The sequence below is a fragment of the Lewinella cohaerens DSM 23179 genome (genome assembly GCF_000379805.1).
GTDB lineage: Bacteria > Bacteroidota > Bacteroidia > Chitinophagales > Saprospiraceae > Lewinella > Lewinella cohaerens.
On record NZ_KB903543.1, the window covers coordinates 178,499 to 200,755 of the forward strand.

Sequence of the window (22,257 nt, forward strand, 5' to 3'; positions counted from 1 at the left end):
CAAACTAGATATCAATAATCATTCTAAATTCTCCATCTTCTAAAGTGCCGAAACGGTCGCCGGCAAAATACTGACACAGGTAAAAAAGCTCTGCGTCCATTTTAAATGTAAAGTAATACCGCAGGCCTTCGGCAGTTTCTCTTTTCTCCATTTCCGTCAGCTCCAGCTTTGCGTGATTAGCTGGCCCGAAAGTGGGGCTTATTCCCATGCCTACGACAGGAATCATAAAGGGATCTTTGCGCTGATAGTGATCGTACCCTGGGCGCAACACCGTAGACCAGGTGATAAAAAAGCGATAGCCTTCTGTTTTTGCTTCCCCGTCTTTACGAATAGGGAGTTCGCCTTCCTGAAAGTATTCATCCAGATAATATTCCGGAGCATAAGCAATGGTATCGTTGATCGTCGGTGAATCCAGGGTAAATACCGGGGCAAAATCACGGGTAATACCATTGAGGTTATCAAAAATGGGTGGCCGGATCGACATTCGGTAAAAGCTTCCCGTAAGGGGTGTATTCGCATTGTAACCTTCTTCTACCGAAGTGGTGGAAGTCGTGGCCACACCATTGCTCGCAAAGTAACCGTCCTGAGGAACGGAAATACAAAATTCTTCTCCATTCAGCTTACCGCGAAAATAAATCTCCGCATCGGGGTCATCCTCACACTTAAAGACCATATTATCTCGACAGTATTGTTCGGAAGCTTTACGTACATCGTATTCTTCTTTACCACAAGCCGAAATTAAAAGAATGGCTACAAAAGACAAGAGAGAAATACACCGATTCATAAGTTGTTAATTTTAGATTTTGCGGGGCTGTAATATAGAGCCTGAATAAAGTTCATTTCGTTAGAGGAATCTTAAAAGCAATTAAATTATTCCTAAGGAATTGGCCCATCGCCACTAACATTAAGCGTAAAGACTCGCTGTTCTCCATCAGGGCAATTATTACCAACCTGGAGTTGTAAACGGCCTTCGCTCAAATCATTGTCCCAACGAACGGTAGCGCTATTATAAGACGAGGTAACAATCGTACCGCCATCTACAAACCACTGGCTGTTATAGTTGCTGTTGGCAGAAATGCCATAACCAGTATAGGTATAGGTTTCTCCTGGATAAATTTGATCGGGCCCTAATAAATTGACACCGCTAACGCTCTTGACCAGCTCCGCGAGATTACGGGAGAAACTCAAGGTATTGGCCTCCGTTGTGCCATCTACACAAACGGCTACAATGTCTGTATTGACTGCTACTGTTGGATTATCTTGAGTAATCGCTAACCTCGGGTCACTGGTTGGCGTAGTCGCTGAGGCAGGGGTACCGCCAGTGTTCGTCCAATCCAGCGTTGTGTTGTCTGCTCCAAAACCGTAAGCGAGGTAAGTGGCCGTAGGGTTGCAATCATCAAACCGCAATGATACGCCCAGCACTAAATTACAATCCGGCGATTCACAACAAGGGCCGTTTTCGCCACGAATTACCTGAATCAGGCCTATCGTAAAGCCTGCAGCTGTGCCTACCCCAAAAGCAACGCCACCACCAGGCCCCATACCAATGCCTACACCGAAGCCAACCAGCATTCCAGTTCCGGTATATTCTTTAATACAGCCCCAGGATTCTCTCCAGTTACACCCTCCTCGTGCCTGGCTGTCTGGCAGTTGGAAGCCCGTATCCAGGAAATATTGATTAGCCCCTTGGAAGACTGCAGCCATTGTAGTTAACTGTTTCTTTTCGGCTGTTGTCAATGAAGGATGCTTCTTTATAATCGCTAACTCCCGATCTATCCGCTGATTAGCGAAAGCAAAATTACTTGCGTTAGCATCATCTTGATAGGCAGCCATAAGTTTGGTATAAACCTCACTGAATGTCGGGCTAATGATTTCCTGCTGAACGTAGATATCGAGTATGGCCGACAACTGCATTCCTTGAAAAGCGGCGAGATCTTCTTCGAACTTTTGCTGAAAGGTTGCTCGCTCGTTTTCAGGCACCAATTCATAAGGATCAATGAAGGCCAGTTGATACTTCATCTGTTCATAGATGGTCGTTCGGATGGCGGTGAGTTCGCTGTAATTGTCGTAGGCTACTGCCTCAGGGGCACCGTAACTATCGGGATCCTTTTCACAACTCATGAAAAATAACATCAGGATAGGTAAAAAACAATAATGGATAATCTTGTAATATTTCATCTTACTAGAGGTTTAATTGCCCACCTTTTACTTTGGGGCTTTTATAAAAATCAATTTTCGCTCCTCCTCAATACTTCCCATTGCCATTCAAATTCGCTAGCATAATAGTAGCGTTGTTCCGCACGGTCATACCTGATAGGAGCACCTAAGCTTTTCAATAATTCTAACTGCCGATAAAGACCGGACTTGGATACATTTAATTTTTCCATCAGCTCCTCGGAGGAGCCTGTTGCCTTCCGCCGAACAAGATTATGTAGGCGGCGCAGCAGTAAGAGTTGTTCTATGAAACTCATAATCTTTTAATTTTAANTGGGGTAGCAAACACCGATATCTGCGAGCAAATACAGGGCTTGCCACCCTCCGAGCGCGTTTTCAAAAACTAATACACACACACAAACATTCTTTTACCAACTGAAGCCTATTCCCAAGGTCAGAATAGAGAGCCCATAGCCCAGTTCACCGAAAATTTCCAGCGGAGGAATTGGCTGATAGCAAGTGCCCACGAAAGCACCATAAAACAAGCCTTCTTTGCGAGGCATATAATGAATCAAGGATTCCTCCGGAGCAGCCCGGTTTTTCCCAACGTCTTCCACTCTACAGTGCTGATAGGCCAGGGAAACACCTGCATAGGGTGCCCATTTGGTCCAACGTTGAGCATGGACTGCTCCTCTTAATGCAATCATTCGAAAGTTATTCCTAAGCGACAAGCTACTCCCACTGCGGTGGTGCTGTGTAGCCGAGGACACCGAACTTCCGGCCAGTAACCCCACACTGAATAGAGGGCTGGGGCGATACCGCAACTCTAAAGAAAGTGGCGGTACTTCCGAGGTAGCATGGCTTTTAACAAAGGTGGGCAACAACCCTACCCCGCTACGGATCTGCCAATACTGGTGGGTTTTCTTCCACCGGGCACTCTGCCCCTGAGCATTGGAAGGAATAAGGCAAACAAAAAACAGGAATAAGCTAAAAGTAAAGAGAGCACGCATGATATTGATTTTTTGGTTTTTTTCGGGGAAGCATACTTTTCCCAGGGTATCCGGGAGATTATTCCTCCGAATACGGAAAAAGCATACTTCAAAATCTAATGATGAACAAGGTCGGCTACACCGACGCTGAAGTTATTCCAGGGGTAAACTATGGAGTAGATCCCTCGCTTTGCTAGCGTTCCAGCCGCCCTTTTGGATTCTTTCCTCCAATAATTCACGAGCGGGGGCAAATTGTCCGGCTTGCACATAGGCCAGTGTCAGGTACCATTTGGTTTCTTCTTCCAACAGGCTAGTTCTTGCAGGATCTTCCAATCCTTTCAGTAGTGGTTCGATGGCTAACTCTCCTTTGGGAGGGTTTTGGTAGAGGTAGCTGACTCCAAGGAAAAAGTAATCTTCGCTATTAGCTCCCGGCAGAACAACCACTTCTTCCCGTAAGCGAGCGGAAGTTTCAAAGTCTTCCTTGTTATAGGCAGCAATGGCTTCACTTCTCTTTTTAGAAATTTCGGTGGCTCCTTTCCTGAGTTCATTATTCGGATAATAGGTAGCCAGATACTCCTTGGTCAGTGACTGATAAGTTGGTGAATGACCACCAACGACTTGCCATGCAACAATACCTATCAGTAGTGCTGCCGCAACACTAAGGCTCCAGCGTAGAATCATCCTTCCTGAAATTCGGCCGCTAGCCGCCGCTCCTCGAGTAATACCATATTCCTCTTTGAGGCGATAAGTCATTTTGTCTCGCAGCTCACGGTCAAACTTTTGCTTTATCAGTTGCTGGGTCACGGTACTGAGTTCATCTTCGTTGATGTTATTAACTCGGTATTTTTCAAATAATTTCATAAGAAACGCGGATTTGGTTATTGACAGAGTGTTTGAAATATTTCCTGCAACTTACTCATACAACGCTGCTTTTGCTTGCGCACTGTAGCTTCGTTTCTTTCAAGTTGTGTTGCAATTTCTTTCAATTTTCTCTGGTCATAAAAAAATGATTTTAGCAATTTCTGGCAGCCCTTACCTAGCCGGGGCCAGGCGTCATTGAAGGTATCCATTACATCAGCAGGCACATCCCCATCGGGTTCATCTGCCACATCCCATTCTGATGTCAACTCCATTAATCTGCTATCATCTTTTGTTTTCCTCAGATATAACTGTCCAGCCATTCGGGTGAACAGAAAACGCAGATTTCCGTACTGAATACGCTCTTTTTTCAATCGATCGCAAAAAGCGACCAGGGCATCCATACTAGCATCGTAGGCATCATGATGACTGGCTTTATACTGACGTTTCAGAAAATTAAGACAGTCTTCAAAGTGGGCCAGAAAAATCTGTTGATACAGATTATCATCGCCCTCCTTCAATGCTTTGAGAAGCTCCTGAAAAGCTGATCGACTAAGGCCGAAATTTTTACTTTTCATTTCGCTTCCAATTTTTACGCTGGATGTTTTTTTCATGATACAGTTGTCCGTGTTCCTTTATATAAGCTCAGAAATAGCAAAACGTGACATAAAAAGTGAAAAATATTTTTTTTAGGCTAAAAATGTCACGTTTTGCCTTTTTCAATCTTATACAAAGGAAGGACATTATAATTCAATTATTAGCGCCATTATTTAGAATAGATAGTTAGTAGGCAAATTAATAGAGGCCCGTTTTATTTAATGATTACAGTTGTCTTTGAGGAGAGGTTCGGCGCTACAGCACCGGCCTCTTCTCTCTTTTTCTCAACAACCAGGCACTTCCTGCGTTTATTACGCTAAATCAACTCCCCTTTCATGTCCCCATCCCCTTGGCAAAAAACCAAAGAACGATACGCCTACCAAGGCTGGCGCAGTATGCTCGTACGCACCTTCTTGCAACCAGATGGCAAGGAGCGTGATTACGATGTAATAGAAAATGGCGCTTATGTAGTGGTTGCTGCTTTTACAGCTAACCGCGATGCTATCCTGATCCGTCAATTTCGTCCAGGCCCGGAGCAGGTCCTTAGCAGTTTTTGTGAAGGCTATATTGATACGAGTGAAAGCCCCGAACAAGCCGCTGCCCGCGAATTGCTAGAAGAAACAGGCTACCAAGCCGGCAACATTCAGTACATGCGTACTTTGCACACCGCATACAGTACCGAGAAAAGAATCTGCCTCCTGGCAACCGACTGTACGCCGACACAAGCTCCCAGCGGTGATGCCGACGAATTCCTAGAGGTATTTACCCTTCCTTTGGCAGAGTTTAAGGAATGGATGCAGCTCGATGAAAGCGCCTTTTATTCTCTTGACATTACGCTGTTGGCGTTGCAAAAACTGGGGTGGTGATCTTGACTGGATGGTTCAAGGCTTGGCTCGATCAATAAGTATATTGACGTTTATCACCTTGTTTTACTGACAAACATCACCAACCTGTGTGATAAAGCTCACAACCTCAAGGCCTCACTCTGCCCTAATTTTGTAGCATAATCAAATAACCAATATTGCTATGAAAGTAGAACAGATCTATACCGGATGTTTGGCAGAAGCCGCTTACTATATCGAAAGCAAAGGCGAGGCCGTAATCATTGACCCTCTTCGTGAAACAGAACCTTACACGCAAAGAGCTGCCGCAGATGGCGCCAAGATCAAGTACATTCTGGAAACTCACTTCCATGCTGATTTCGTGTCGGGCCACCTTGATTTAGCTAAAAAAACAGGAGGTACTATTGTTTATGGACCTACTGCCCAACCCAACTTCGATGCACACATTGCTACCGATGGTGAAATTCTAAAAGTCGGTGATGTAACCATCCAGGTACTGCATACGCCAGGGCATACCATGGAAAGTTCTTCCTTTTTATTACGTGACGAAAATGGTAAAGACTACGCCGTTTTCACCGGCGACACCTTATTCTTAGGAGATGTTGGCCGCCCAGACCTTGCCATCAAACAAGGGGAAATTACTGAGGCGGACTTGGCGGGCTTCCTTTTCGACAGCTTACGTACCAAAATCATGCCACTGGCAGATGAAGTGATTGTTTACCCTGGCCACGGTGCCGGTTCGGCTTGTGGTAAGAAAATGAGCAAAGACACTTGGGGCTACCTGGGCGATCAGAAGAAATTCAACTATGCCCTACGGGAAGACATGACAAAGGAAGAATTTGTCAAAGAAGTACTTACCGGACTCGTTGCTCCTCCCCAGTATTTCCCTAAGAATGCAGTGATGAACAAAATGGGCTACGAAAGCATCGATACTGTCCGCGAGCGTGGTGTACAGGCACTTAGTGTCCGCGCATTCAAAGCTGCTTGGGCCGAAGAAGAAGCTTTGGTCATTGATACCCGCGAACCTGATGCCTTTACCGCAGGCTTCATTCCTGGCACAATTTACTTTGGCCTCGATAATACCTTTGCTCCTTGGGTAGGTACGTTGATTTCCGATCTAAAAAAACCAATCCTCTTTATTGCTGAAGAAGGCAAGGAGGAAGAAGTAGTAATCCGCCTGTCAAGGGTAGGTTATGACAATACCGTTGGCTTTTTAGAAGGAGGTTTTGACGCTTGGCAAAAAGCTGGCGAAGAAGTAGACACCATTGAAGAATTGACCGCGACCGAGTTTGCCGAGCAATTTGACAACATTGAAAATGCACTGGATGTACGCCGGGCCAGTGAATTCAACGCAGAGCACATCAAGGGATTGGTCAACTTCCCACTGGATTTTATCAATACAAAGATGAACTTATTGGATCGCAACAAGAAGTATTACCTCCACTGTGCTGGCGGTTATCGTTCGGTTATTGCCGCTTCTATTCTCAAAGCTCGTGGCTTTGATCAGGTGGTAAACATCAAGGGAGGCTACAAAGCCCTCACCGAAACTAACCTCGAGCGTACCGAGTACGTGGAGCAGGTGACTGAGTTATAATGAATAAGTGTCAAGGTAGATTTGACATTTAAATAGGTTTTCCAAAAACGGGGAGTGCTGCGGTTACGCGGCACTCCCTTTTTTATCAAAAAAGACCCACTGTGACTCACATTACTGAACGCCGACATCAGACTCCTTAACTTCGTTTCATATTTAAAATCAAACTCCAATAACAATGGAACAAACCATAAATAGTATGCCTCGAATTGGGGAACCAGCACCCGATTTCACCGCAATCACTACCACCGGAAAGCTTCAGCTTTCAGAATACAACAAGGGAAGCTGGGTCATCCTCTTTTCCCACCCGGCAGACTTTACGCCTGTCTGTACAACAGAGATGTCGGCCTTTGCCGTTGAAGAGCAATGGTTTGCTGAACGCAATACCAAACTGATCGGCCTCAGTATCGACAGTATACACTCTCACCTCGCTTGGGTGAATAATGTGAGAGAAAAAACAGAGGTGTATATGCAGTTCCCGATCATCGCCGATCTGGATATGAAGGTAGCCAACCTCTACGGCATGTTACACCCTGGAGAAAGCTCTACGGCAGCAGTGAGAGCTGTATTTATCATCGATCCTAAAGGAGTCATGCGGCTCATCATGTACTATCCACTAAACGTGGGCAGAAACATGGCAGAAATACAGCGCGCACTTATCGCCTTGCAAACCGCTGACGAGCACAAATGTGCCCTCCCCGTCAACTGGCAACCTGGTGATAAAGCGATTGTACCTCCGCCCAAAACCCTGGTAGAGATGGACGAACGCATCGCGAATACGTCCTACGAAAAGGTAGATTTTTATCTCGCCAAGAAAGAGCTATAGTCTGTCAAGGCAGGATTTGTGAAAAGATGACGCCGCTATTTTCTCGACTCGCAAGGCAAAAAACGCAGGCAACGCAGCGCGTTGGCGAGGCTTTTTAACGCAGCGAGGCGAGAAAAGGGCAAGTCAGAATTCACAAATCCTGCCTTGGAGGACTATAAGTACAGCTAATTAGTAGAAGTTTCCAGTGGGCTTGTATAGGTTCAAAAAACCTATCAGCCTGCTGGTTCTACTTGCTTATAAGAAGATTTAGGTCTCATTTATTTTAAAACATGAAAATAGTTTCATATAATTGTATATTGATTAATAGATACTATCCCAAATAAAAGACTATTTCAAACCCAGAAAAGAAAATATATGAGCAAAAACGGAAGCCCTGTCCTCTGGGAAGAAACCCCTGCCGGCCAGCAGGTAAAAGCCCGAATGGCAGAAGAAAAAACACTTTTAGCGCTGGACAAAATACTGGCTCGGCTAGACACTGTTGAAGAAGCCGTTAGTGGTCTGGCAACGGCTATGCACCAAGGGCCTGGTATGGTAGCGATGGTCGCTGACATGGCCGACGAGACCTACCGACGCACCGATGCTAATGGAGTAAACATAGAAACGCGTTTAAAAGGAGCACTTGAGATAGCTGAAAAACTTACAGCTCCTGCTATGGTCGACAAGCTAAACAACCTTCTCACTGTTACCGATCAACTACCGGGCCTGATAGCAATGACTGCCGACATGGCCGATGAAGCCTACCGCCAAGCAGATAACCGAGGTGTAAGCATAGAACAACGTCTGGGAGTAGCACTTGAACTGGCTGAAAAGCTTACCGAACCAACTATGGTTAACAAACTCAGCGGTGCGCTAGCTTTTGCTAACCAGCTACCAGGCCTCATTGCCATGGGCATGGATACACTAGATGAAGGAATGCGACAAGCCCGGGAAAACGGCCTCGAACCAGAAACGATGATAGAATGGGCCGCACAGTTTGGCAGTGCCATGCGAGAAACGCAAGCAGAACCGCCCACCAAAGTAGGAGCGTTTGGCATGCTCACAGCGCTACGCGATCCAGACCGGCAGAAAGCACTGGGCTTCTCCCTCAATTTCTTAAAACATTTAGGTAAACAACTATAACAACTAATATATAATGGCACATCACGAAGTACTCATCGTTGGCGGAGGTTCCGCAGGAATTACCGTTGGAGCTATGCTCCGCAACCAGTCTAATCCTCCCGGAGTCACTATCATTGACCCCAGTGAAAAACACTACTACCAACCCATCTGGACCTTGGTAGGTGCTGGCGTTTTCCCTAAAGAAGTTTCTGAACGAAAAGAAGCAGATTACATTCCACCGGGCGCAGAATGGATCAAAGATGCTGTTGCTACTTTTGACCCCGATAACAATAGCCTTACCCTAGCCAGCGGAGCTACCCACACGTACGATGTACTGGTAGTTACCTCTGGCATTCAAATCAACTGGGATGCGATCAAAGGTTTGAAGGAAAGTATTGGCAAGCCAGGAACAGGCGTGTGTAGTAATTACTCCTACGATACCGTCGAAAGCACCTGGGAGAATATCCGCGCACTCAAGAAAGGGATTGCCCTTTTCACGCACCCTTCTACGCCCATTAAATGTGGTGGTGCGCCGATTAAAATAACCTACCTAGCATCTGACCACTGGCGTCGTAACGGCCTTGGCAATCAGGTTAAGAAAAAATTCATCAAGGGTGGCCCTGGTATTTTTGCAGTAAAAAAATACGCCGATTCCCTTACGAAAGTAGCCGACAGGTACGGCATTGACCGGGTATGGAATACCGACTTAGTCGCTTTAAAAGTTGATGAAAAGAAAGCGGTATTCCGTCATTTAGAAACAGGTGAGGAAACGGAAGAAGCTTACGATATGATCCATGTGACACCTCCGATGAGTGCCCCGGATTTCATCAAAAACAGCCCGTTGGCAGCTGATACTGGCTGGGTAGAAGTAGACATGCATACCACTCAGCATGTACGCTACCCTAACGTATTCTCCCTCGGAGACTGTAGTAACCTGCCAACCTCTAAAACAGGCGCGGCAATCAGAAAACAGGCCCCTACAACTACTGCCAACGTGATGGCCTACTTGGCTGGCAGTGAATTGCCTAAATCTTATGATGGCTATACCTCCTGCCCACTGGTAACAGGCTATGGCAGCCTCATCCTGGCAGAGTTCGACTACAACAAAGTACCAATGGAAAGCTTCCCCTTCAACCAGGCAGAAGAACGCTACAGTATGTATGCACTTAAAGCCTATGCTTTGCCAAAAATATATTGGCACGGAATGCTCCGCGGTCGGGAGTTCTAGTGCTTTATTTCCATCGTTGATTGTTTTGCTTTCGTAAAACAATCCAAATGGTAGGTACTTCTAAAATGGGAAGTATCTACCATTTTCCGTATTATGCACTAGTTAACGTGAGGGAGAAAGGTTAGTACATCGTTATTACCGGCCTGAATCATTCAAATCTCACGGCACTTAGTTATTTACAAAACTGCAACCGATGAGTGTAACATTTGGCATCCTGGCAGAGCACAATGACAAGCGCGTAGCACTGGTTCCCAAGAATGTGGGAAAACTGGTTGAACTAGGCGCCAAAGTCCTGACAGAACACGCTGCGGGGCAAAGTGCAGGCTTCTCAGATGAAATGTATCAACAAGCAGGAGCGACCTGTACAGCGGAAGCGGAAGTAATCGCTAAAGCAGACATTCTACTCAGTATTTATCCTCCTGCACGGGAACGCTTAGCTGGCCTTCCTGCCGAAAAAATTCTTGTCAGTCAATTTCGTCCCTACTTTGACAAAGAGGTCGTCGGCTTTTTGCAGGAGCATAAACTACAGGCCTTTAGTCTCGATATGATCCCACGGAGTACGCTGGCTCAAAGGATGGATGTACTCTCCTCAATGGCTTCTATTGCTGGCTACCAAGCGGTACTGGCGGCAGCCCAACTCTTGCCTCGTTTCTTTCCAATGATGATTACTGCTGCGGGAAGTATCAAGCCCGCTAAAGTACTAATCATTGGTGCTGGTGTAGCCGGTTTGCAAGCCATTGCTACCGCCAAACGGCTTGGCGCTATTGTTGAAGCTTTTGATGTTCGGGCAGCTGCCAAAGAAGAAGTTCAAAGCCTTGGAGCACGTTTTGTCGAAGTAGCCGGAGCACAAGATGATGCTGACGCGGGTGGCTACGCGGTAGAACAAACCGAAGAGTTTAAGAAAAAACAGGCAGCGCTGATCCAGGAACACGCACGCCAGGCAGATGTAGTCATTACTACGGCTCAGATTCGAGGACGAAAAGCTCCCGTGCTTGTAGAAGCGGAAACCGTGGGCCAGATGCGGCCGGGATCGGTCATCGTTGATCTAGCAGCCTCTACCGGCGGCAACTGCGCACTCACCCAAGATGAAAAGACCATCGTTCACGAAGGTGTTACCATTTTAGGCCATTCTGATTTGGCAAAAGAAATGCCTCAAAATGCCAGTGAACTCTTTAGCAATAATCTCTTCAACCTCTTGGAGCTATTGATAAAAGAGGGAGAATTGTTCATTGATGAAAATAACGAAATCGTCAGCAGCACACTTATCACTAAGTAGGCTGACGAAAATAGATACCATAACCTTAGAGCATGTTTGGGACTTGTTCCTACTACGAAACAAGCACTAAGTAACGACGAATACTAAATCCTCCCTTTATGGATCAGCTTATTGCCTTTTTCAATGAGCATTTACTGATGCTCTATCTTCTTTTGTTTACCATCATTTTGGGCTTTGAGATCATTGCCAAAGTACCTACCGTCTTGCACACCCCATTGATGTCGGGTGCAAATGCGATCAGCGGGGTGGTTATTATCGGAGGTATTCTACTGGTCAAGCAAGCCGCAGCAGACGACTGGCTGCTACTAGCGGGTGGCTCTATTGCCATCGTACTAGGAATGATCAACGTAGTGGGAGGTTTTGCCGTTACGGATCGAATGTTGGATATGTTTAAGAAAAAGAAAAGCTAGACCCATGTTAGGAGCAGTTATCAATTTAGCTTACTTGCTAGGCGCGCTGGCTTTTGTGCTGGGGCTGCGCCGTCTCAGTTCACCTGATACAGCAAAAAGAGGCAACCGCCTCGCCGCCATTGGAATGGGTATTGCTATCGTTGCAACCTTACTTACTCCTGGTGGCAATGGCACCCTCATTTGGATACTTAGCGCCATGCTCATCGGTGCCCTCATTGGTTGGCGAGCAGCTACAAAAGTGGAAATGACCGCCATGCCGCAGTTAGTTTCTATTTTCAATGGCCTTGGTGGTGCGAGTGCAGTCGTACTCGGCGGCCTGGAGTTGTACCGAATCGTAGGCGGAGCACAAAGTGTGTCCACCAATGAGATACTCATCTTGCTACTTACCTTGTTTATTGGTGGGGTGGCTTTCACGGGTAGTATCCTTGCTTATCTCAAACTAGATGGCAAAGTGTGGGATGAAACAATCACCTTACCCCGTCACAGCCTCATCAATGGCATCTTTTTGCTTGGGCTGGTCGCATTCATGGCCTATCTCTGCCTATTTCCTGCGCAACTGACCACCGGGGTACTTGTCCTCTTTACCGTACTGACACTCATTTATGGCTTATCTTTTGTGGCTCCTATCGGTGGTGCAGACATGCCTGTGGTGATCTCTTTGCTTAATTCCTTTACCGGACTTTCTGCAGCAGCAGCAGGGCTCATTTATGGAAATCAAATCATGCTGGTGGGCGGTATTCTGGTAGGCGCATCTGGCACCATCCTTACGGTATTGATGTGTAATGCCATGAATCGCTCCTTATTCAATGTCCTCATCGGCGGTTTTAGTGCCAGTGGAGGAGCTAGCAAAACCGCTAGTGGCGACCAAAACGTGATAGAAGTAGGACTTTCTGACCTGGCCATTCAAATGTATTATTCAAAAAAAGTAATGGTCGTCCCTGGTTACGGTTTGGCGGTAGCTCAAGCCCAGAAAGCCTGTAAAGAGCTTGATGAATTATTGGAAGCCAATCAGGTAGAAGTAAAGTACGCCATTCACCCAGTAGCCGGCCGGATGCCAGGCCACATGAACGTACTCCTGGCGGAAGTAGACATCCCCTACAATAAACTACTAGATCTCGAAGAAGCCAACGCCGAGTTTAAGGATACCGATGTCGTCATCGTTGTAGGTGCCAATGACGTTGTGAACCCCTCTGCCGAAGATGATCCGGGAAGTTCCATTTACGGCATGCCCGTCCTACAAGTTTGGAATGCCAAACAAGTCATTGTACTCAAGCGGAGTATGCGCCCAGGATATGCAGGTATTCAAAATCCACTTTTCTTCCACGAAAAAACAAAAATGCTTTTTGGTGATGCCAAAGACTCGTTGCAGAAATTGGTGAGTGAGGTTAAAAATCAATAGTCGAAATTGAGCTTGCTGATTAAATTGGAGAGTATTCAAAATTGTGTGTCTCGCGCAGCCTAGTCAGAGTCCACAGAGTCTCTTTTATAATTATCAAGTACGCTGAAAGTATTTCAACAGACCTCTGAAGAGGTCAAATATTGGTAGGCTCAATAGGTGTAAGGTTTCCGACCTCGGAGGAGGTCGAACTTTAGAAACCAGCGTTTTCTGGTCTCATCTACGCTATTGCTCTTTAACATGCGACAGGAGGATTTTTTCAGCTTTCTCATTTCCTTTCCAAAGATTAGACCGAAGCATAGCAATAACGATCATTTCTACGGCCTTTTTTAAACTTCTTGCCTCTCCTATTATCATTGCATCCTCCCATGGAGGATTATCCTCTTGTGGCACAATATACCTTATGGCGTACCCTACTTGGTGTCCATAAGCTGAGACAGTTACTCCTACTTGATCATGCGTATAACGCCCTGAAATAATTTGCAGGTTTGAGTGAGAAGTAAAGGCATAAACAGTTATCTCTTTGAATAGGGTGTCCAGCTCAACAAGCAAGCCTAGCATATCTTTTGCCCTACTTGAAAGCATTGAACTTTCATTTCCTAGTAGCTTTTCATAGAATTCGACCAAAGTGTTATGAGACTGATCGACGCATCTAGTCAATGGCATACAATATGTCTTTTATTAACAAGCTACCTCCCCATCCTTCGGGTGTGGAAAAAGCCCAGATTCATCTTCGTGAGCGCGAGTAGTTAAACACTTAAAATCTTTCTCTACCAGAATGCGGACGGTATCCTCATTCTCCAAATTGTTGGTAGCTGAAATACCGACGATATCACTATTCGCCCATTCTTCTAATTGAGTGGCAGGTATCACGACCGTAATACCACCTTGATCATATCGGAGTTCTATTTCTTTTACATCCTTAGAAGGAGAAATACGGTAATGGAGTGCCTTCCCGGCCGGAAAATGAATGGTAGCCAGCACTTCCTTGGATACTGCTAATTGCGCTACTTCGGCTTGTGATAAGCGGAGGCGCAGAGAATTGTCCAAAATACGCAGCTTCATAGATTACAGCGAGATTTGAATTTAAAAAGCCTTACTGATGATAATTGGAATTTAAAAAGCCAATTTGATCCTTACATATTACACTGACAGTTCTCCAGACATTCGATGATAAGGGAAACATCGCGTTCTTTGAGCGAATATAAGATACTACGGCCATCACGACGGGAAGAAAGAATCCCCTTGAGTTTCATATTTTGCAAATGATGAGAGGTCAGCGATTGCTCACTACTCAGCATTTTACAGATATCCGAAACGGAAAGTTCGGGGTACTGCTCAAGGATATGGACAATGCCCAAACGCAGCGGATGAGCCACCACTTTAAGGATAAAAGCTATTCGCTCTAATTTTTCCGCCTCTTCACTATTCAGAATATTTGCTTCAACTGCCATACTTGTAAATATAAGATAATAAATTCATAACAGGAAGCTGACTGTAATAGTTGACCTGATAAAAACATACTACCCTTTTTGGACACTTACGGGCACACCACTAAAGGCTGCATTGCCACTCAGTTCATCTACAAATCCAGGTAAGGTTAAATCATTGATACTCACACCAGGGTGTGCCTGCGCCACTTTCATTTTCACGCCTGAGCGGGCATGCCCCCAACCGTGTGGGATGCTTACTACGCCAGGCATCATTTCCTTTTTTATTTCTGCTTTAATGCTGATCGTTCCGGCCGTAGATTTCACCATAACCAACTGACCATCTTCAACATCATACTTTTCGGCATCTTCTGGATGAATCAACAGGGTACAACGTTCCCCTCCTTTGACTAGACGCTCACTGTTGTGCATCCAGGAATTATTGCTCCGCAATTGGCGACGACCTATCAACTGCAGCGGGAATTCAGCGTTGCCAGAAGTACTCACAGTAAGCTTTTTGGCAATACGTTCCAAATCTTCCAACAGGGCCTTCGGGGCAAGGTCAATCTTTTGATCCTCCGTGAAAAGCCTTTCTGGCAATACCGGTTGTAACGGTCCCAAATCTACGCCACTAGGCTGATCTTTCAACTGCTGCAAGGACAAGCCTGTTTTCCCGTAAGCCCCCATCTGAAGAGCAAAATCTACCATCTGTTCAGGCTTCTCCGCCAAGGGTTGATAATCACCGTGACGTAACCGACGGGCCAGTTCCTGAAAAATCTCGTAGTCGTGACGTTGTTCTGGTGTTTTTTCAAAGCAAGCTTCTGAAAACTTAGCCGTATTACGTACGGCTAGCGTTTGGAAAGAGACATCATAGTTTGAAGTTTCTAGCCCGCTCGTGGGTGGCAAGATAATATTCGCATGCCTCGTAGTTTCATTGATGTAAATATCAATGGACACCATAAATTCCAAGGCTGCCAGTGCTTCGTCCAGACTTTGTCCATCCGGGGTTGATAAAACCGGGTTTCCAGCGGAGGTGACGAAGGCTTTGATTTGTCCCGCGCCCGGCGTGGTCATCTCTTCGATCATGGCAGCTACGGGCAGCTCTCCAAAACGTTCGGGGTAGCCACTCACCCGGCTTCGCCAGCGGTCAATATTTCCTTTACGGTTGGGTAATACGGTATCCATCGCCGGACTGGTAAACATGGCACCACCTGCTTTGTCGAAATTCCCTGTAAGGAGATTCATTAGGTTGACCAACCAAAGGCAAAGTCCTCCAAATTCTTGGGTAGAGACACCCATCCGGCCGTAACACACCGCACTTTCTGCGTCCACAAATTCTTGGGTAATCCTTTCTATAACAGCTGCAGAAATACCCGTCAGTCCCTCCACGACTGTGGGCGAAAATTTCTTCACCGCCACTGCTACCTCTTCCAAGTTTTTCGAATGTGTCTCCAAGTGCCCTAGCGTCACCCATTCTTTGGCAAACAACGTATGCACCATCGCCAATAACAGCAATGCATCGGTGCCAGGGCGAATAAAGTGATGCTCATCCGCTTTGGCAGCCGTTTCGCTATAGCGAGGATCAATCACAACAACTTTGCCCCGCTCTTGAATAGCACGCATTTTCTTACCAAAGCCCGGTGCGGTCATCAAACTACCATTAGAAACCAGCGGATTGGCACCAAGGATCAGCATAAAACTGGTACGATCTACATCGGCTACCGGCAGAAAAAAGTAATGCCCAAACATCCAGTATGCTACCAGGTGGTGCGGCAACTGGTCAGCAGAAGTTGCGGAAAAAGTATTGGGTGTTTTGATGCTACGGATAAAATCTGGGAGGTAGAGCGCCGAACCGTAATTATGAATATTGGGGTTACCCAAATAGATACCGATGGCCGAGCGGCCGTGGTCTTTTTCTACTTTTTGCAATCCTGTTACAACTGCTGTGTACGCCTCTTCCCAACTGATCTCTTCCCAACCGTCGTCGGTACGGCGTACCGGGTGCTTGAGGCGATCTGGATCTTCATAAAGATCTTGCAAAGCCACCGCTTTCGGGCAAATATGCCCTCGGCTCAGGGGATCGTCTTTGTCTCCCCGAATAGAGGTCACCTGCTCATTTTCTACCTCAATGACCAATCCACAAATCGCTTCACAAAGATTACAAGCACGGTAATGGGTACGAGTCGACATAACACTCCAAATTGGTGAGCAGCTAAACTAAGGAAAAATCGTTGGTATCCCTTAGCTGGACTTTCGGCAAAAGCCCGTACTAGGATAAGCCTTCTTCCCCTTCGACTACGTATCTGAACAAGTCAAAACTTGCAAAAAAGCAGTAAGCAGAGGCATCGAACCTCACTCCCACAGGAGCGCACAGATTAGCAGTCTGGCATAAGCCGCCAAGCTCATATTACTTACTATTTAGCGCGTTCGGCAGGGTTCGAACCTACAAATCACAGTTTTGGAGACTGCTTACCACGCCTATGGGCGAACGCAAAATCAGCGCGACGGGAATCGAACCCGCAAGCTATTTCTAACACCTGAGTCACAATCAGGCGGGGCTAGCCAGTATCCCCTTCGCGCTTGGTAATGAAGTGCCTATCCAGGGACTCGAACCCCGACCCTACTGATTCTAAGTCAGCACGCTCTTCCATTTGGCGTAGACAGGCAAAGAAATTGTATCGTTTTAAAAATGAAAAAGCTCCTTGCAAAAATGTATTGCAAGGAGCTTTAGTAGAAAGATATGACTATCAGTACTTACATCACGACCCTTGCTTCTTGCGAATGCAACCAGTTGTAACTGCTGAGATGTAAATTATTATTAGCCATTCTTTTATCGAATTATTTAAGCTTGTGTTCAGGTTTGTAAATTCGCATGAATACGTGTATGTATTTATACGAACACCCCTAACTACAAGTGCTACGAACAAAAAGTTCCTTACCATTGATTTTCCTCCTCCACTATTTATTCAAAGGCTCCGAATTGATGACCTGACCACTGTTCTCATTAGGTGCGAAAGACGAAGTCTGAAGCACGGCGCATCCCGATTCATCGGGAGAGCAGGACAAGGGGTAGCAGTGGTACCGAAGGTAAGAACGTATGACCCGGTGCCGTAGTAGCGTTTGCGCAGCAAGACTACTACCGGCATGGCCCAAAAAAAGACCTAATTCCTTCTTAACATAATATTTCAAGCTCAAATACCATTACCTATCCTTTTAAGGTTTTATCTTTAGTTATTAACCAGTACGCTCCCCCTTTATGGTTTTCAAAAAAATATTTTTGCTCTCCCTTCCTTTTTTGCTAATGAGCTCGCTTTCTGCACAAGCATTGGTTTTTAATGCTTACCTGGGCGACGACCATATCGGCACCATGACCGTCACCCGTACCGAGACTGCCAGTGGCGTTGTTTATACCTCGGTCACAGACATTACGGTCACCTATATCCTTTCTATGGACCTTGACCTTAGCTACTCGGCCCACTATGTAGACGGGCAGCTGACCAAAACAAGTTTTAAGTATCAGCGCAACCACAAAACCAAGGAGTACTGCTACGGCCAAGTAAAAGGAAATACCTTCTCCACCTATTTCGATGATCGTACGGAGCGCGTTTTAACCAACAATATTGACCAAACACTTACGGCCTCCTATTTTGCAGAACCTACCCAGTTGAAAGAAGTCTTTTCGGAACGCTGGGGGGTAAATATCTCTTTAGTTTCGCTGGGAAATAGCAAGTACAAAATCACTCTTCCTGATGGCAAAGAAAGCTATATGACTTATGTAAATGGCCTCTGCCGAGAGTCTCGTATTGTATCTGGCTGGGGGGACATTGTGTTTCGGCGGTAAGCAAACGTAGCGAAAAAGAAAAATGTATTGAGTTTTCTGTAACTTACCCAAGCAGTTTAATTTTGTAATTGCAAAACCCACTAAAACACCTACCATATGAGTTTTTTAAATGACCTTTTCACGCTTGACGTGATTACCATTACCGGCGAATTTAAAGTCAAGATCGACGACCGGGACGAAACAAGAAAAAACAAGAAGCTTAATGTTGTAGACTTTGACGGTATGTTCAAAGAGATCAAAGGAAAAACAACCTCTAAAGCAGATTTACGTATCCTTGCCGCTACCCGCGTTGAAGTAGATCGGGACACTACCAATTTTGTAGCTAGTGATCTTAAAGACGAGGAAATACCCTTAGTCAAGATGCATTTCGAGGCGGTGTCCGCTGCTGCCGAAGGCCGAAGTGCCATTTTAGCGCGCCTCAGACCAGGAGGCCGTAAAGGCGACGAAACTGGTGCCACCACATGAATCGAGCAACCGTCGAACAGTTCAAGCAGCAGTGCAAGACGTTCGACGAGGATGCAACCAGCGATGATGCCCTCCAATTAGGGCATATCGTCGAGGAAGAATTACCAGCAACCTATCAGGTTCCTTTCGAAACGATGAATGCATCACCTTCTCTTCTTGAAAAGGTTCATGCAAGGCATTATCGTGGTTTATGGCACGAACTGGTTCAGCATCTTACCGATCTGGGCTATCTCACCGAACATCAGTTTATCACTTACCATAAACTGAGGAAAAACACCCCGGATGAGCCAAGGCTCCTTGTTCCTGTTTTGCAGGCTACGGTTCAATATTTAGGCGAAGAAAACTGGCCAGTATTGGCTCAAATGTTTAAAGGGAAGCTGAGTGACATTCAGCTTCCCCACTTAGAAGAGCACTTAGGTCATGTAGTGGAGCGCATTGCACGGTACACTTCTTTTGATGGTTCTCTACCTCCACCTGATGATTACCAAGTTGGTGATGTAAATTGCTATGGACGTTCATTGGCATTCAGGGTACGTACGCTCTTTACGCTGGATAAAGCGTTACAGCATATTTACATTTTTGAGCGGTCACACCTCAAGTTTCTATACAGTTTCCAGAATTTAATCGGACTCAAGTTCTTACCAAAGACTACAAAACCGGAAGAGATCGTCTTACCGGAGGAGTGCTGGACAATGCTTTGTAATATCGATGGTCTTTTCACCCGCTTTAAGGATGCACGCCCCAAGGATATTAGCGTCAACAACATCGTCCTCTCTTACGCCTTGAATGCTAAAGAAAACATGCAAAGTGATGCGGAAGAAAGCGATGAACAAGCCGATGATGAAAAACGATTCTTAAAAGGCCGCGAACGAAGGCGTGGTCGTAAAATGACGAAAGCCAGTAAGGCTTTGGAAAATACCGGCTACCACGAGATGGCCATCCGAATTCTACAGGTAAAACTTTGGCAAACGCACTTTTACATCGGTGCTGTAGACGGAAAATGGGGAGATAAATCGCACGAAGCCGTGGAAGGCCTTATAGAACAAGAGACAGAAGTGCGCCCCAAGAAAAATAATGGCAAACTGAAAAGAAAAGATCGTTTGGCGATAGCCCGGGCCTTTTTCCAAAGCCCTGCTGACGCTACTGGCGACGCTACTATTGTCATTGGTTTCAATGCCATGTACGAGCTACTTCAGCAGTACCATGCCGCTGCTCATGGAATAAAGCAAAGCAATGTCTCTGAGGAGGATGAAATGGTAAAACAGCTTGTAGAACTGCAAAAAAAGGTTGTAACTCCCGTAGAAAACCATACCGATTCCCGTAGAGACCGTCGACGTAATAATCGGCAAAACAACAATGAAGAAAATTCAAAAGATCATGACTACAGCGAATTAGATGACCGCATTCTTAATAGCGATGATTTTAAAGAGCTCTATCCCGACCTTATTGAAAAACCTCAACGCAGGGTAGCTTTCGCACGCAAATCTTTTCTCTCCGGTATCAAACGAGGATTTTCACGCATTGTCAATTGGATAAAAAAAGGGTTAAAAAAGCTCCTTGGGCCCGTTTTTGGTTTCTTCAAACTCATCACTGGCAAAATCAGGGCCGGTATTCAGCAGTTTTTTCGTGGGTTTCGCTACTTAGGGCATTTCCTCTTGGGTCGCCCCATCGTCACTTATGCCAAACCATCTACTGATAGCGATACCCTCGACATCCTAGCCACTAAATTTAGCCTGGATTTTGATGGTATCAACCTCATCAGCTCCACCGCAGCACCTGCCGATATTAAGCGTCATGTCAATCATATTCACGATATGAAAGATAGCATGTTTTACTTTATCGACACTACCTTGAAAATTATCAAAATGATCAGTAAGCTTACCCAACCGGGAGGATGGGTGCTCCTTGGTTGGCAAATAGCACGAATGATCGCTGGAGAACTGGTGGACGTTTTAACATCCGCTTAGAACTTACCAGACTCGTTTTACGGGGAGTATCTCGGGGGTAAATTGCGCACACTGCCCCAGTAGAACAAGTCTATTCTAGAAAAAAGCGGGGCTAGGAATTCAGATTCCTAGCCCCGCTGTAATGTCGCTTACACCTTTCAGCGTAAGTACAACAAGCACTTACTTATTTACCGTAATCGGCAAACGCGCCATGGTATTTTCCCAACCGACAACCAGGNCGATTTGGTTGTCACCCTTTTCTACGAAAGTCATAGAAAGTGCTTCGAGTGTGCTAGGTGTTTTCTCGGTTTTAGCCACTACCTTCAAGACATTGTCTTCGTCGTTGTGGTTAGCATTGCCCCAAGATTGTACATTCTTATGGATGATAAACTCCCAGTTGTCTTTATTCACGGTTGCAAATAAGCCGTAAGTACCTGCTTTAACTTCCGTACCAGCGATGGTCACATCGTAAAAGAAGGTAATCAGCGTGGTTTCGTTTGCACCTACACGCCATAGTTCACCGAATTTCAGCAGGTCGCCGAAAATCGTACGCCCTTTCATTTGCGGACGGCTGTATACCACTCGTACCTGTGGCTCGTTAGCCTCAAGTTCAGCTTCTTCTACGTAGTTACGTAGACGCGACATGTTAGGGTACTGTACCAAATCCATTGGGCTGGCATCATCACCAGCCAAGCTTGGAGGGTTGAAATTGATAGGCAATGAAGCGCGGGTTTGATCCCATTCAAAAACCATATTTGCATTCTCGTCATCGACCTTCTGGAAACCAATTGTAAAACTTTCTCTTACCTCAGATACGGTAGTCGTAGGTACAACAACGGACGCTATATCTTGGCTCAAATCACGGTTTGCCGTTCCGCCGATAAAGCGCTCGGTAGAAACTTTGATAATCCACTGATCAGGATAAACTTGTGCAAACATGGTGTAGTTACCAGCAGGCACGGTGGTATTACCAATCATTACAGGCGTAAAAAAGGTCACCTCAGTAGCTTCGTTAGCACCCAAACGCCAATCTTGGCCGTAAGGAACAAGGCCACCAAAGATGGCGCGATCTTTCTTAGCAGGGCGGCAGTACAATACTTTAACCAACTGCGTACGATCTGCATCATCCTCACCGAGGTAATTCTGGAACGCCGCTCTACGAGGGTAATGCGCTGCATCCATAGGACTCTTGTCCATTTCAGCAAATTTAAGCTCTTGGGCCTGAGCCGAACCAAACATGCCTACCATTAGGCAAACTAAAAGAAGGGTATTAAATTTCATTTCTTTAGAATGGATTTAGGGTATTCCCT

General features: G+C 45.8%; 22 protein-coding genes and 2 tRNA genes. 11 read left to right on the plus strand and 13 right to left on the minus strand.

All coding sequences use genetic code 11. From position 1 onward, the window contains the following. Positions 1–4: 4 nt before the first annotated feature. The 6 genes from A3EU_RS0112720 to A3EU_RS0112745 all read right to left on the minus strand — a co-directional run bounded on the left by A3EU_RS0112720 (position 5) and on the right by A3EU_RS0112745 (position 4,579). On the minus strand, positions 5–784 hold the full coding sequence (locus tag A3EU_RS0112720; RefSeq protein WP_020536555.1) for a hypothetical protein: 780 nt from the start codon (positions 782–784) through the stop codon (positions 5–7). A 92-nt stretch (positions 785–876) separates the two neighbouring features. Then, a complete protein-coding gene (locus tag A3EU_RS0112725; protein ID WP_020536556.1) occupies positions 877–2,178 on the minus strand; it encodes a hypothetical protein in 1,302 nt (433 codons plus the stop codon). Between the two features lie 50 nt (positions 2,179–2,228). Next, positions 2,229–2,471, minus strand: a complete 243-nt coding sequence (locus A3EU_RS0112730) for a helix-turn-helix domain-containing protein (protein WP_020536557.1) — start codon at positions 2,469–2,471, stop codon at positions 2,229–2,231. Positions 2,472–2,582: 111 nt separating this feature from the next. Beyond that, a complete protein-coding gene (locus A3EU_RS0112735) occupies positions 2,583–3,164 on the minus strand; it encodes a hypothetical protein (protein ID WP_020536558.1) in 582 nt (193 codons plus the stop codon). A 132-nt stretch (positions 3,165–3,296) separates the two neighbouring features. Beyond that, positions 3,297–4,004, minus strand: coding sequence for a tetratricopeptide repeat protein (locus A3EU_RS0112740; RefSeq protein ID WP_020536559.1), 708 nt, complete (start codon positions 4,002–4,004; stop codon positions 3,297–3,299). A gap of 17 nt (positions 4,005–4,021) precedes the next feature. Continuing rightward, on the minus strand, positions 4,022–4,579 hold the full coding sequence (locus tag A3EU_RS0112745) for an RNA polymerase sigma factor (RefSeq protein WP_020536560.1): 558 nt from the start codon (positions 4,577–4,579) through the stop codon (positions 4,022–4,024). Between the two features lie 354 nt (positions 4,580–4,933). On the opposite strand from A3EU_RS0112745, the gene A3EU_RS30315 reads away from it, so the two are divergent. The 8 genes from A3EU_RS30315 to A3EU_RS0112785 all read left to right on the plus strand — a co-directional run bounded on the left by A3EU_RS30315 (position 4,934) and on the right by A3EU_RS0112785 (position 13,268). Next, positions 4,934–5,464, plus strand: coding sequence for an NUDIX hydrolase (locus A3EU_RS30315; protein ID WP_020536561.1), 531 nt, complete (start codon positions 4,934–4,936; stop codon positions 5,462–5,464). Between the two features lie 160 nt (positions 5,465–5,624). Continuing rightward, positions 5,625–7,034: an MBL fold metallo-hydrolase gene (locus A3EU_RS0112755; protein ID WP_020536562.1), complete on the plus strand. Its 1,410-nt coding sequence runs from the start codon at positions 5,625–5,627 to the stop codon at positions 7,032–7,034. 175 nt (positions 7,035–7,209) lie between these two features. After that, positions 7,210–7,857, plus strand: coding sequence for a peroxiredoxin (locus A3EU_RS0112760; protein ID WP_020536563.1), 648 nt, complete (start codon positions 7,210–7,212; stop codon positions 7,855–7,857). 354 nt (positions 7,858–8,211) lie between these two features. Next, positions 8,212–8,976, plus strand: a complete 765-nt coding sequence (locus A3EU_RS0112765; RefSeq protein WP_020536564.1) for a DUF1641 domain-containing protein — start codon at positions 8,212–8,214, stop codon at positions 8,974–8,976. A gap of 13 nt (positions 8,977–8,989) precedes the next feature. Continuing rightward, entirely contained in the window at positions 8,990–10,183 is a 1,194-nt protein-coding gene (locus A3EU_RS0112770) for an NAD(P)/FAD-dependent oxidoreductase (RefSeq protein WP_020536565.1), read from the plus strand. Positions 10,184–10,376: 193 nt separating this feature from the next. Further along, on the plus strand, positions 10,377–11,459 hold the full coding sequence (locus A3EU_RS0112775) for a Re/Si-specific NAD(P)(+) transhydrogenase subunit alpha (RefSeq protein ID WP_020536566.1): 1,083 nt from the start codon (positions 10,377–10,379) through the stop codon (positions 11,457–11,459). Positions 11,460–11,557: 98 nt separating this feature from the next. Beyond that, on the plus strand, positions 11,558–11,869 hold the full coding sequence (locus A3EU_RS0112780; protein ID WP_020536567.1) for an NAD(P) transhydrogenase subunit alpha part 2: 312 nt from the start codon (positions 11,558–11,560) through the stop codon (positions 11,867–11,869). A 4-nt stretch (positions 11,870–11,873) separates the two neighbouring features. Then, positions 11,874–13,268 (plus strand): NAD(P)(+) transhydrogenase (Re/Si-specific) subunit beta, encoded by a 1,395-nt coding sequence (locus A3EU_RS0112785; RefSeq protein ID WP_020536568.1) that lies wholly within the window; start codon positions 11,874–11,876, stop codon positions 13,266–13,268. A gap of 222 nt (positions 13,269–13,490) precedes the next feature. Here A3EU_RS0112785 and A3EU_RS0112790 read toward each other — a convergent pair whose 3' ends face one another. From A3EU_RS0112790 to A3EU_RS0112810, 6 genes are all read right to left on the minus strand, one after another. Continuing rightward, positions 13,491–13,931 (minus strand): hypothetical protein, encoded by a 441-nt coding sequence (locus A3EU_RS0112790; protein WP_020536569.1) that lies wholly within the window; start codon positions 13,929–13,931, stop codon positions 13,491–13,493. 15 nt (positions 13,932–13,946) lie between these two features. Next, positions 13,947–14,330, minus strand: a complete 384-nt coding sequence (locus tag A3EU_RS0112795; protein WP_020536570.1) for a DUF7009 family protein — start codon at positions 14,328–14,330, stop codon at positions 13,947–13,949. Between the two features lie 71 nt (positions 14,331–14,401). Continuing rightward, positions 14,402–14,719 (minus strand): ArsR/SmtB family transcription factor, encoded by a 318-nt coding sequence (locus tag A3EU_RS0112800; RefSeq protein ID WP_020536571.1) that lies wholly within the window; start codon positions 14,717–14,719, stop codon positions 14,402–14,404. Between the two features lie 69 nt (positions 14,720–14,788). Next, positions 14,789–16,885 carry a molybdopterin oxidoreductase family protein gene (locus A3EU_RS0112805; RefSeq protein WP_020536572.1) on the minus strand — a complete coding sequence of 699 codons (2,097 nt, stop codon included), beginning with the start codon at positions 16,883–16,885 and terminating at the stop codon, positions 14,789–14,791. Positions 16,886–17,117: 232 nt separating this feature from the next. Continuing rightward, positions 17,118–17,187 (minus strand) — tRNA-OTHER (locus tag A3EU_RS34255). A gap of 100 nt (positions 17,188–17,287) precedes the next feature. Further along, a tRNA-Leu gene (locus A3EU_RS0112810) sits at positions 17,288–17,361 on the minus strand. 611 nt (positions 17,362–17,972) lie between these two features. Here A3EU_RS0112810 and A3EU_RS32780 point away from each other — a divergent pair. From A3EU_RS32780 to A3EU_RS0112825, 3 genes are all read left to right on the plus strand, one after another. Next, complete coding sequence (locus A3EU_RS32780) at positions 17,973–18,536, plus strand: DUF6134 family protein (RefSeq protein WP_156825747.1); 564 nt, start codon at positions 17,973–17,975, stop codon at positions 18,534–18,536. Between the two features lie 96 nt (positions 18,537–18,632). Beyond that, positions 18,633–19,001 carry a hypothetical protein gene (locus tag A3EU_RS0112820; RefSeq protein WP_020536574.1) on the plus strand — a complete coding sequence of 123 codons (369 nt, stop codon included), beginning with the start codon at positions 18,633–18,635 and terminating at the stop codon, positions 18,999–19,001. Next, the gene (locus A3EU_RS0112825; RefSeq protein ID WP_020536575.1) at positions 18,998–20,968 is read left to right on the plus strand and encodes a peptidoglycan-binding domain-containing protein; all 1,971 of its coding nucleotides are present in this window, start codon (positions 18,998–19,000) and stop codon (positions 20,966–20,968) included. The genes A3EU_RS0112820 and A3EU_RS0112825 overlap by 4 nt, the downstream gene beginning before the upstream one ends. Before the next feature lie 159 nt (positions 20,969–21,127). Here A3EU_RS0112825 and A3EU_RS0112830 read toward each other — a convergent pair whose 3' ends face one another. Then, positions 21,128–22,228 (minus strand): DUF2911 domain-containing protein, encoded by a 1,101-nt coding sequence (locus A3EU_RS0112830; protein WP_245569355.1) that lies wholly within the window; start codon positions 22,226–22,228, stop codon positions 21,128–21,130. Between the last annotated feature and the right edge of the window lie 29 nt (positions 22,229–22,257).

Coding starts and splice junctions, on each gene's coding strand:
- A3EU_RS0112720 (WP_020536555.1), bottom strand. CDS start 784: ATGAATCGGTGTATTTCTCTCTTGTCTTTTGTAGCCATTCTTTTAATT.
- A3EU_RS0112725 (WP_020536556.1), bottom strand. CDS start 2,178: ATGAAATATTACAAGATTATCCATTATTGTTTTTTACCTATCCTGATG.
- A3EU_RS0112730 (WP_020536557.1), bottom strand. CDS start 2,471: ATGAGTTTCATAGAACAACTCTTACTGCTGCGCCGCCTACATAATCTT.
- A3EU_RS0112735 (WP_020536558.1), bottom strand. CDS start 3,164: ATGCGTGCTCTCTTTACTTTTAGCTTATTCCTGTTTTTTGTTTGCCTT.
- A3EU_RS0112740 (WP_020536559.1), bottom strand. CDS start 4,004: ATGAAATTATTTGAAAAATACCGAGTTAATAACATCAACGAAGATGAA.
- A3EU_RS0112745 (WP_020536560.1), bottom strand. CDS start 4,579: ATGAAAAGTAAAAATTTCGGCCTTAGTCGATCAGCTTTTCAGGAGCTT.
- A3EU_RS30315 (WP_020536561.1), top strand. CDS start 4,934: ATGTCCCCATCCCCTTGGCAAAAAACCAAAGAACGATACGCCTACCAA.
- A3EU_RS0112755 (WP_020536562.1), top strand. CDS start 5,625: ATGAAAGTAGAACAGATCTATACCGGATGTTTGGCAGAAGCCGCTTAC.
- A3EU_RS0112760 (WP_020536563.1), top strand. CDS start 7,210: ATGGAACAAACCATAAATAGTATGCCTCGAATTGGGGAACCAGCACCC.
- A3EU_RS0112765 (WP_020536564.1), top strand. CDS start 8,212: ATGAGCAAAAACGGAAGCCCTGTCCTCTGGGAAGAAACCCCTGCCGGC.
- A3EU_RS0112770 (WP_020536565.1), top strand. CDS start 8,990: ATGGCACATCACGAAGTACTCATCGTTGGCGGAGGTTCCGCAGGAATT.
- A3EU_RS0112775 (WP_020536566.1), top strand. CDS start 10,377: ATGAGTGTAACATTTGGCATCCTGGCAGAGCACAATGACAAGCGCGTA.
- A3EU_RS0112780 (WP_020536567.1), top strand. CDS start 11,558: ATGGATCAGCTTATTGCCTTTTTCAATGAGCATTTACTGATGCTCTAT.
- A3EU_RS0112785 (WP_020536568.1), top strand. CDS start 11,874: ATGTTAGGAGCAGTTATCAATTTAGCTTACTTGCTAGGCGCGCTGGCT.
- A3EU_RS0112790 (WP_020536569.1), bottom strand. CDS start 13,931: ATGCCATTGACTAGATGCGTCGATCAGTCTCATAACACTTTGGTCGAA.
- A3EU_RS0112795 (WP_020536570.1), bottom strand. CDS start 14,330: ATGAAGCTGCGTATTTTGGACAATTCTCTGCGCCTCCGCTTATCACAA.
- A3EU_RS0112800 (WP_020536571.1), bottom strand. CDS start 14,719: ATGGCAGTTGAAGCAAATATTCTGAATAGTGAAGAGGCGGAAAAATTA.
- A3EU_RS0112805 (WP_020536572.1), bottom strand. CDS start 16,885: ATGTCGACTCGTACCCATTACCGTGCTTGTAATCTTTGTGAAGCGATT.
- A3EU_RS0112820 (WP_020536574.1), top strand. CDS start 18,633: ATGAGTTTTTTAAATGACCTTTTCACGCTTGACGTGATTACCATTACC.
- A3EU_RS0112825 (WP_020536575.1), top strand. CDS start 18,998: ATGAATCGAGCAACCGTCGAACAGTTCAAGCAGCAGTGCAAGACGTTC.